Genomic DNA, 10,340 nt, shown 5'->3' with positions numbered 1-10,340 from the left:
TCGCGCACTGCATCTTCGCGTCGTCCTTGCACGGCGCCCAGCTGACCTTCTGCCTGTAGAACTTTTCAAGCCCCTTCGGGACGTCCCCCTTGCGAGCGCCGATCGAACCGCCCGGCGACGCCGTCGGGCTTCCCGGCGAACCAGTCGAACCTCCCGGAGGGCTAACCGAATTTCCGGGAGAACTTGTCGGGCTTCCAAGCGAGCCAGTCGAACCGCCCGGCGACCGACCCGCAGACGGGCTCGCCGTCGCCTTCGCCGCAGGAACACCCGCATCGGCACGGGCAAAGGCATCCGCCCCCGACGACGGATCCAAACGCACCGGCGAATCGCCCGCGCGCATTGACGCAGCGTCCGCGTGATCCGGCGGAGCACCGGCCGCTGCAGGCTGAGCGACGACGGCCAGGGCAAAAGCCGATGCGGCCGCAAGAGGATGCAACAAACGCCTGAATGTTTTCATCTCTTCTCCCAAATTGATTTAGCCGGTTGCAATCCACCTCGCTAGGCGGATGCAACCCATATGAAGGACCGAAACCCGGGCGACTCGCCGGAGTTTTACCCGCAGTGACGCTCGCCGCGGGCCGTGAGACCGACACAGACGCACAAGCGTCAGTCCAGACACAAAGCCCGAAACATTGTATCTCTGCAGCAGCTATTTTACTTGTTCCCCCTAGGCGGCGCTACCGTTTTCAAGACCTTCCCATGAGGTAGAAGGGAATGCCTGCAAATCAAGGAAAGTTCAACCGACGTTCGACTAAAGGACATCACCGACAAAAAGAGCATCCACTATACGTAATTGTTGCAGCCCGTTTGCGCTGAATAACGTCCCCAGCACATCCGAAGACGAAAAAGCACACTCGAAAGTAAAAAGAAGGCGACATCGACCGTTAACTCACATCGAAGTCAACGGCCGATGTCGCCCGCAATTTATCTGCATCGCAAGGCCGACCTCAGCGTCGTGCTCAGCCCGTCTGCATCGCAAGGCCGACGTCGGCGTCGTGCTCAGCCCGTCTCCATCGCAAGGCCGACGTCAGGATCGTCGGCAGCAATGGTCATCCAACGGGCGGCGAAATACGTTCCGCAGCGTTCTGTCTTTGCCCCTGTGGCTTTTCCACCGGGCAGTCCAACCCGTCCTTGGGAACTTCGCCGGTCAGCAGATATTTGTCGACGGGCGCCTTGATGCAGGAACCCGCCCTGGCGTATGCCACGTGGCCCTCGCCTTCCCAGCTCAGCAGCACCGAGTTGTCGAGCGCTCCGGCGAAGGTTTGAGTCCAGGAGTAGAGCGTCGCCGGATCGTGCCTCACCCCGATCACCACGATCGGAGCCAACCCCTTCGCAACGTACCGCCCCGGGTTCTTCTTCGGGTGATGCCGCAGCCCGGCGCAGATGTATCGGTCCTTCGTGTCAACGCCCTCTGCGCCGAAAACCGGCGCTTCCCTCTTGAGACGCTCGCTGTACTTCGCATATTCGGACTGCGGGTCAAGCACATAGTCCGCGCAGTTGATCGCTATAAGGGCCTCGGCGCCGTTGCTGGAGGCAGTTGGGCCGGAGTCCGACCCTGATTCCACGAAGGCCGAGCCGTCGTTTTCCTTCACCAGCTTCCTCAGCTTCTCATCGAGATCCGGCCATGAAGCGTCGCTGTACAGGTACTGCCTGACCTCGCTTGTCAGAAGGGAACGCGTGAGTTTCCGATTCGGATTCGACGTCGGGAACGGATTTTTGAACGCCTGATCGAACAGTGCGCGCATCTTCTTCTTTGCCGCGTCCACCGTCGATCCCAACGGACACGCGCCCGTATTCACGCAGTGTTGCGCATAGCGCTCAAAGGCATGCTCGAATCCGAGCACCTGCTCGTATGCTCTGCGGCTGTCCCGCATGCCGGTGTCGACGGCGCTGTCAAGCACCATCCTGCCGACTTTCTTCGGGAAGAGGTCGGCGTACATTCCGCCCAAGGACGTGCCGTAGGAGAATCCGAAGTAGTTGAGCTTCTTATCGCCCACCAGGCTGCGCATAACATCCATGTCGCGCGCAGCCGACTCCGTGCCGACATGTCGCAGCAGCCTGCCCGAGTGTTTCATGCATCCCTCGGCTATCTTCTTGGCCTGCGCCTTTTGGGCTCTGCGCCCGGCCACAGTGGAGACGTCATAATCAGCGTCAACATACTTCTCGAGAGTTGCGTCGTCCACGCACTCGACCGCGGCCGATTCGCCGACCCCTCGCGGATCAAAGCCGACCACGTCGTACTTGTCGCGAATCTCGAGACTAAAGATCCACGAAGCCGCAGAGGCAAAGCCTGTTCCCGAGCTTCCGGGTCCGCCGGGATTGAGAAAGAGCGTTCCCATCGGTTTGCCGCTCTTGGCGGGAACCTTGAGCATGGCGACGGTGATCGCCCTGCCTCCGGGCTTCTTGTAGTCCAGCGGAACCTTCACATTCGCGCACTGCATGCCGGCACGGTCTTTGCCTTTGCATTCAGACCACCTCAGCTTCTGCTTATAAAACCGTTCCAAGCCCCTGGGCACGCCCTCCCGCGATCCGGGAGCGCCCTTCGATGAGTCGGGTGCACCTTCCGACGATCCGGGTCCGCCCCCCGAGGAATCGGAGGCTCGCTCGGACAAACCGGACGAAGGCTCCGGCGAAGGCGACGAAGCGTGCGCGGGACCGGGATTGCCGACACCCGCCAACGCAAGGACGGACACTGCCGCCAGAGATTTCAAAAAGCGATTCGACAGTTTCATTTTCATCCTTTTTCATCCTTTCAGATACCGAATAGACTTCGAATACCAAATAGAGTTAATTTGTGCTCTTGGAAGCATATTTTTAAAGTTGGAAACATATTTTTAAGAATGTGCTTGACGTTGGGTCCGAGCCTGACGGGTAGGCTCGGACCCAACGAGCGATAACATTTGAGCCCGCCACCGGGGAAACGACTAGCGTCGTCTTTCCACCGGGCAAACCAGCCCGTCTTTTGGAACCCTGCCGGTCAGCAGATAGGCATTCACTTGATCTTCGATGCATGCTCCAGCCCGTCCGTAGGCGATGTGTCCGTCGCCCTCCCATGTCAGCAGAACGGAGTTCTCGAGCGTCCTGCGCATGGTCTTCGCCCCCGAATACGGCGTCGCTGGATCGTGCCTCGTGCCGATGACCACAATCGGAGCCGACCCCTTCGCTCTATACGGAGCAGGATCAGCCTTCGGGTGGTATTTCATGTTTGCGCAAACCTGAGTCACTCTCGCCCCAAAGGGATCGTACCCACCGAAGAGGAGGGATTTTTTCTTGAGCTTTTTGTTGTACTTGGCGTAGACGGACTCCGGTTCTTTCGCGTAATCGGCGCAACTAACCGCGACGAGTGCCTCGATCATATTGCTCTCGTCATTCTGCGTTAGCTGGGCAGCCAGCTCCAGAAGCTCGGTGCCGTCATTTTTCTCGATCAGCTTGCCGAGCGCCTGATCCAAACGAGGCCATGTTTCATCCCCGTACATCGCAAACCTCACGGCCATCATCAAATTGGAGCGTGTAAGCGGACGGGCCGGGTTCGACGTCGGGAACGGTTTCTTCGCCGCCTGGTCGAACAGGGCGCGCATCTTCTTCTTCGCAGCTTTGACGGTGGTCCCAAGAGCGCACTTGCCGCCGTCAATGCAGCGTTTCGCGTAGCGCCCAAACGATTTGTCGAAGCCCAGAGTCATCTCGTAGAGCATGCGCGCGCTGCCCAGTTGAGGCTCGGCGGCGCCGTCAAGCACCATCCTGCCCACCTTCTTCGGGAACAAGTCGGCATACGTCCCGCCCAGCTCGGTGCCGTAGGAAAAGCCGAGATAGTTGAGCTTCTTGTCGCCCACCAGGCCGCGCAAAACATCCATATCGCGGGCCGCCGACTCCGTGCCAACGTGAGCGAGCAACTCGCCCGACCGCTTCTCGCAGCCGTCCGCGATCTTCTTGGCCGCCTCCTGCTGTTGCTGCCGGCCCTTCGCCGTGGAAAGGTCGTAATCGGCACCGATGATGAACGTGTTCAAAGCGGCGGTGTCGGCGCATTTGACCGGAGTGGAGGCGCCAACTCCGCGGGGATCGAATCCGACCACGTCATACTTGTCCAACATTTCGGGCTTGAGGCTTTTCGACAGTCTGACTGCCTCATCTATGCCCGAGCCGCCGGGGCCGCCAGGATTGACGAACAGGCTCCCCATCGGCTTGCCGCTCTTGGCGGGAACCTTGAGCATGGAAATCGTGATCGTCTTGCCCCCGGGCTTTTTGTAATCGAGCGGAACCTGTGCTTGCGCGCACTGCATGCCGGCACGGTCTTTGCCTTTGCATTCAGACCACGTCAGCTTCTGCCTGTAGAACTTCCCCAACCCTTTCGGGGCATCGCTTTCACCGGCGCCCTTCGGTCCGCGGTTTGAGGTGTTCGCGCTGCCATTCGAGTCATTGTTTGACCCGTTCGCCCCGCTGTTTGATCCGGCGTTCGGACCATCCGCGTATGGGCTCACCGACGTCTCCGACGCCGCAATTGTGTCCGCTTGCGCCGACGTCGCGCCCAACGCGAGGCTGACGCCGATCAATCCGGCAAACGAAGCCGTCGCAAGCCGCGCAGACCTTGACCTCGCGGCGGAAAACGGGCGTTGCCGCGCGGTCTTGTCGGGGCTGCCCGCCCGCCGCCATGAACTCGTTGCATTCGTCGTCTCACTCATGGCTCCAGTTTGGCGGGAGCCGGCCGCCCGCGAACATACGGCCACCAGGCCAAGATGACAGTCGCGACGGCCTGAAGCGCCGGGTGGGGATATCCCCACCCGGCGCTTCAGGCCGCGCAAATCGTGCGAAAAAAGTCTTTGGGCTCAAACCATCAGAGCGTGGAAGACGAGCCAAAAGAACGTCGAAGGGCGCGTCCCGCAAAACGGCGGAACGCGCCCTAGAAGTTGAATGACGCAAGGGCGTCGGGCCCAGTGCGTCCCGCCCAGCGGTGGGACGCACTCCGCCCGCTACCGGATGACAAGATGCGGTTGACTCTTCGGGGAAAGCTTGTCCTTCACGGAAGCCTTCCGATCAAGGTCGCCTTGCTTCTGCGCTTCTTGCCCCTGCTTCTGTTCCACTGGGCAAACGAGGCCGTCTTTGGGAACCTCGCCGGTCAGCAGATATTTGTCGACCGGGCTCTGGATGCAAGAGCCGGCCCTGGGGTAAGCAAGGTGACCATCGCCTTCCCAGGTCAACAGCACCGAGTTCTCAAGCGTCTTATGCAAAGCCTGCGCCCAGTGATACGGCGTCGCCGGATCGTGCCTCGTACCGATCACCACAATCGGAGCCGACCCCTTCGCCCTGTACGGGCCAGGATTCGACTTCGGATGATACGGCAGAAGGCTGCAAAGGTCAGTCCCTTCTCCATCGCTGCCCGCGCTGAAAAGGGGGGCCTCCTTCTTCAGTTTCTCTTGATACTTTTTGGTTACGGACGGTGAGGAAGACGGATAATCCGCACAGTTGATCGCAGTCATGGCCTCGTCGCTGTTGTTCTTGAACTTTCCGCCCTCACGCCCGATTGCCAGATCAAACCATCCCAAAAGGAAGGATCCGTCATTGTTTTTGATCAACTGACTGAGCCCTGTATCCAGATAGGAGCGATACGCGGTGTTGTACATCGCAATCATGACGCCATACATGAGCATGTTCCGATTGAGGGGCCTCTTGGGATCGGCCGTCGGGAACGGCTTTTTGAACGCCTGATCGAACAGGGCTCGCATCTTCTTCTTCGCCGCATCCACAGAAGACCCCAGCGGACAGTTCCCGCCCTTCACGCAATACTCCGCGTAACGCTCGAAGGCCTTCTCGAAGCCGACCCTCTGCTCGTACCCCATGCGCGCATCGCCGAGCTGTGAGTCAACGGCGCCGTCGAGAACCAGCCTGCCCGCCTTCTTCGGAAAAAGGTTGGCGTACATGCCGCCCAGGGAAGTGCCGTAGGAAAAGCCGAGATAATTGAGCTTCTTGTCGCCCACGAGGCCGCGCAAAACGTCAAGGTCCCGCGCAGCCGACTCCGTGCCGACGTGCGCAAGCAATTCGCCCGACTTCTCCTTGCAACCCTTGGCGAACTTCTCCGCTTGAGCCTTCTCCGCCTTCTTTCCCTCCGGGGTGGACAGGTCGAATTCAGAGTCGAGGTACTTCCCCAGCTCGGCGTCACTCACGCAATCGACCGCGGTCGAGGAACCGACCCCGCGCGGATCGAAGCCCACAATGTCGTATTGGTCCCGGAGAGCCTTGCTGAAGGTCTTGTCCGCGCCCGAAACAAGGTCGATTCCCGATCCTCCGGGGCCGCCGGGGTTGACGAACAGGCTCCCGATCGGTTTGCCGTTTGCCGCGGGAACCTTCGCCATGGCGACGGTGATCGTCTTGCCCCCGGGCTTCTTGTAATCCAGCGGAACCTTTACATTCGCGCACTGCATCTGGGGTTTGTTTTTGCACGGCGCCCAAGCCAGCTTCTGCTTATAGAACTTTTCAAGCCCCTTCGGAACGTCCCCGGCTGGAGCTTCGTTCGGTTTGCCCGACGACGGATCCGCGGACGGGCTGGCAGTCGCCTTCGCCGCGGGAGCCCGCCCGACGCCGTCGTGAGCCGACGCCGCTTGAGCCGCCACCGGTTGAATGACGGCCGTCAGGGCCAACGCCGAGAGCGCAGCCAAAGGCTGCAACAATCGCGTCATTCTCTTTTTCATCTTCCCTCCCAATCGGGTAGAAACTAAAACCCACGCCAATTCCCGGGATATTCACGAATGCCACGCTCACCGCCAAAGCGTTCGGCGCGGGCCGAGAGACCGGTGCGTCAAACAGCCTTCGGCCCGTGCACCGCCTTTGTCACTATGTCTCTCTAAAAAATGAGCCTACAGGATTGAACGGCTGCGAACTGCGGGTTTTCCACGCCTTCCCTTGAGGTAGAAGGGGAGGCAGTGGCGACAAAAGACAACAGTGGCCATGAAGGACGGAAGAGAGGGTAAGAGCGGAAAGGAAGAGAGGAGGGGAAGAGACGATAAGGGACGGCAAGAACGATAAAGGCACAGAAGAAATTACTTATGACCGAAGAAAAGGCAAGGTAAGAGAATGGACAGAGTAAGGATCGTGGGAAAGGACAACTGTGGAAGAAAAATAAGATGGCCCCGCAGGGAAACCGCGAAAAATAGACCAAGCTCCACCTGGCGGGATAAAGGAAAAATTCAGACGAGGGAAACGCCGAAAAACAAGGCAGGTTCAAAACGGAAATAGAATATTGCACGGGACCGGTGCAGTACACAAGCGAAACGACGTGCAAAGCGCAAACGTAGCGACGTGCGGAACCTACGCGTAAAGACGCACGCATAAAACAAGACGGGCTCCGCGTGTCCCAAGAGGTTCCGCGCGGCATCCGTCCTGCCTGTTGAGCGAAAAGCCGACAGGCGCGGAGGATGCTCGCCATGCCTCGACTTACGCGCCTGCCGCCTGCTCGCTGCGATTCAGCTCCCCGACTTCGGGGAGGCGGGGCAGACGAGGCCGTCCTGCGGGACCTTTCCGGTGAGAAGATATTGGTCTACCGGATCGTTCAGGCAGGAGCCGGCTTTTCCGTAGGCTGTGTGCCCGTCGCCCTCCCACGTCAGCAGCACCGAGTTGCTCAGCGTCTTATGCAGATTCTGCGCCCAATGATACGGCGTCGCCGGATCGTACTTCGTGCCGATCACGACGATCGGAGCCGAGCCCTTAGCCTCGTACGGTCCGGGATTGGCCTTCGGATGGTAGGGCCAGAGCGAGCATATATCGGTTCCCTCCATCATCGACGAGCCGAAAACGGGCGCCTCCGTCCGCAGCTTATCGGCGTACTGCTGATACTCGGCCCTCGGCGAAGGCACATAGTCGGCGCAGTTGATCGCCCAGAAGGCTTCCTTGCCGTTGTTCTTGAACTTGTTTCCCTGGCGCTCCTCAAACAGGTCGTAGAACCTTAGGATGACCGAACCGTCGTTCTGCTCGACCAGCTGGGAGAGCCCCTGATCCAGGTAGGTCCAGAACGCTTCGCGGTACATCATGCTTATTACGGTAGAGTAAAGCGCGGCTCTATTGAGAGGTCTCTTGGGGTCGGCCGTCGGGAAGGGGCTCTTCAGCGCCTGGTCGAAAAGCGCCTTCATCTTCGCCCTGGCCTCGTCCACAGAGCCTCCGAGCGGGCATCGGCCGGTGTCCACACAGTGCTGCGCGTAATGTTGGAAGGCCGTTTCGAAGCCGACTATCTGCTCGTACCCCATGCGCGCGCCGCCAAGCTGTGGGTCGACGGCGCCGTCGAGCACCAGCCTGCCTGCCTTCTTTGGAAAGAGGTTGGCGTACATGCCGCCCAGGGAGGTGCCATAAGAGAAACCGAGGTAATTGAGTTTCTTGTCGCCCACGAGGCCGCGTAAAACGTCAAGGTCGCGTGCGGCCGACTCCGTGCCGAGGTGCGCAAGCAATTCGCCCGACTTCTCCCGGCATCCCTTCGCCTCCTGCTCGGTGACGGCTTTGTCCGTCTGCTGCCCTTCCGGGGTGGAGAGGTCGACGTCGGTGTCCATGATCTTGGCCAGCTCGGCGTCGCTCACGCAATCGACCGCGGTCGAGGAGCCGACCCCGCGGGGATCGAAGCCCACGATGTCGTACTTGTTCCGAACGGCGGCGCTGAAGGCCTCGGAAGCGTTGGCCGCCAAATCGATTCCCGAGCCTCCGGGGCCGCCGGGGTTGACGAACAGAGTCCCAATCGGCTTGCCGTTTGCCGCGGGAACCTTCATCATGGCGATGGTGATCGTCTTGCCGCCGGGCTTCTTGTAATCCAGCGGAACCTTCACATTCGCGCATTCGTTGGCCGGATGCTTCTTGCATTTCGACCATGCGACCTTCTGCTTGTAAAAGTCCTCCAGCTTGTTGAGCGCGGTTACGTTCGGCGATTGGTTTCCGCTCGGGGACGCGCCGTCGGTGGGGCCGTTGCGATTCGAGGCGCCGAGGTCGAGCGAACAGCCAGCGAGCAGCAGGGCTGCGGCGAAGAAGGACGCCATGGGCTTGCGAAGGTTCATTCTCCTAAACTACCTGATCGTCTTCCAAAACGCAGTCCGCTTGCAGGGGCATGGCGCCCCTGCCGCATCTGCGAGGAGTCGGCCGGATGGGTTGAAGTTCCCGCCGAGGCGGGCGCCGCGCCCGGCGGCAGTCGACGCCCTTGCAGACAGCGGCAGGCGTCAGCCCTGCGCGCGGTCGCAGGCGTCTGCCCGTCAACAGCCCTGCGGGAACCGGCGGGTGTCAACCCTGCGGGCGGAGGCTGACCATCATCGCCTCGAGCGCGAGCAGCGGGGCGACGTTCCCCGCCAGGCGCGTGCGAGCCTGCGAGATTGCGTCCATCCGGCGAATCGACTGCTCGGCCGAGGTGCTCGCGGCGACTTCGGCGATCCGGTCGGCGAAGTCGCGGTTGACGAGGGCGACGTCGGCCCCCAGCTGGACCGTGAGGACGTCCCTGTAGAGCGAGAGAAGGTCGACGAGGGCGCGGTCGAGCCTGTCGCGCTGGGCGCGGGTGGCGCGGCGCTTTTGATCCTCGCGCAGGGCGGTTATCTGCGCGGACACAGCGGGAGGGACCCGCCCCCCTTCCTCGACGCCGAGGGATCGGCGCAGCTCGGCCTCCTCCTGCGCGAACTGGGCGGCCAAGGCGTCGCTGACGGCTTTGGCCCCGGACTTCTTTTTGGCGGGCTTCTTTCCCGACTTCGCGGCCGAGCCGGAGTTCCGGCCGCGCCCGTTGCCGCGACTGCCCGAATCGACGCCGTCGCGTCCGCCCGCCTCGCCGTCGCGATCGGCCTGCCGCCCGGCTTCCCCGGCGCGCGGACCCGCGTCGAAACTCGCGGCGGGGCCGAGGAGGGCCTCGGCGGCCTCAGGACTGTAGTTGAGAACGCGGTGGGCGGCCAGCACGGCGTCGCCCGCGCCGCGGATCGAGAGCGTCTCGGTGAGAATGTAGGCCCGTTCGCGGGCGGCCTGTGCGTCGGTGGCGAGGGCTCTTGCGCGGCCGACGTGCGATTGGGCCGCGAGCGCAGCGTCGAGCGCCCGTTCCGGGGGGACGCCGTCGCGGCGAACGAGCAGATCGGCGACGTCCTGCGGGCTCGGCACGGCCAGACTGACTTCGCGGCAGCGCGAGCGGATCGTCGTCATGACGTCTTCGGGCGAGGGCGTGCACAGCATCCACACGGTGAACGGCGGAGGCTCCTCGATCGCTTTGAGCAGCACGTTCGTGGTGCGCTCGAGCATCCTGTCGGCGTCTTCGACGACGACGACGCGCCACGGGCCGCTGCCCGGGGAGACATACGACCTGCCGACAAGCTCGCGCGTGCGCTCGACGGTGATGAAGACTCCGCGGG

Annotated in this window: 5 protein-coding genes and 1 pseudogene; all 6 read right to left on the bottom strand. The window is 61.6% G+C overall.

Translation table 11 applies throughout. From position 1 onward, the window contains the following. A pseudogene (locus tag ACO48X_RS09230) lies at positions 1 to 340 on the bottom strand (hypothetical protein); the annotation flags it as partial. Between the two features lie 709 nt (positions 341 to 1,049). Next, positions 1,050 to 2,441, bottom strand: coding sequence for an alpha/beta hydrolase (locus ACO48X_RS09225; RefSeq protein ID WP_485001795.1), 1,392 nt, complete (start codon positions 2,439 to 2,441; stop codon positions 1,050 to 1,052). A gap of 483 nt (positions 2,442 to 2,924) precedes the next feature. After that, the gene (locus ACO48X_RS09220; RefSeq protein WP_485001794.1) at positions 2,925 to 4,340 is read right to left on the bottom strand and encodes an alpha/beta hydrolase; all 1,416 of its coding nucleotides are present in this window, start codon (positions 4,338 to 4,340) and stop codon (positions 2,925 to 2,927) included. A gap of 624 nt (positions 4,341 to 4,964) precedes the next feature. Next, on the bottom strand, positions 4,965 to 6,680 hold the full coding sequence (locus tag ACO48X_RS09215) for an alpha/beta hydrolase (protein WP_485001793.1): 1,716 nt from the start codon (positions 6,678 to 6,680) through the stop codon (positions 4,965 to 4,967). A 771-nt stretch (positions 6,681 to 7,451) separates the two neighbouring features. Beyond that, positions 7,452 to 9,020 (bottom strand): alpha/beta hydrolase, encoded by a 1,569-nt coding sequence (locus ACO48X_RS09210; protein ID WP_485001792.1) that lies wholly within the window; start codon positions 9,018 to 9,020, stop codon positions 7,452 to 7,454. A gap of 220 nt (positions 9,021 to 9,240) precedes the next feature. Then, positions 9,241 to 10,340 (bottom strand): hypothetical protein (locus tag ACO48X_RS09205; protein ID WP_485001791.1); only part of this gene is annotated, 1,100 nt, incomplete at its 5' end.

The organism is Peptidiphaga sp. (assembly GCF_057238965.1).
The sequence above is the reverse complement of the archived record's forward strand: the minus strand, read 5'-3'. Positions and strand labels throughout refer to the sequence as shown.

Bases quoted from the DNA above. Each gene is read 5' to 3' on its own strand.
- ACO48X_RS09225 (WP_485001795.1), bottom strand. From the start codon at position 2,441: ATGCAGTGCGCGAATGTGAAGGTTCCGCTGGACTACAAGAAGCCCGGA.
- ACO48X_RS09215 (WP_485001793.1), bottom strand. From the start codon at position 6,680: ATGAAAAAGAGAATGACGCGATTGTTGCAGCCTTTGGCTGCGCTCTCG.
- ACO48X_RS09210 (WP_485001792.1), bottom strand. From the start codon at position 9,020: ATGAACCTTCGCAAGCCCATGGCGTCCTTCTTCGCCGCAGCCCTGCTG.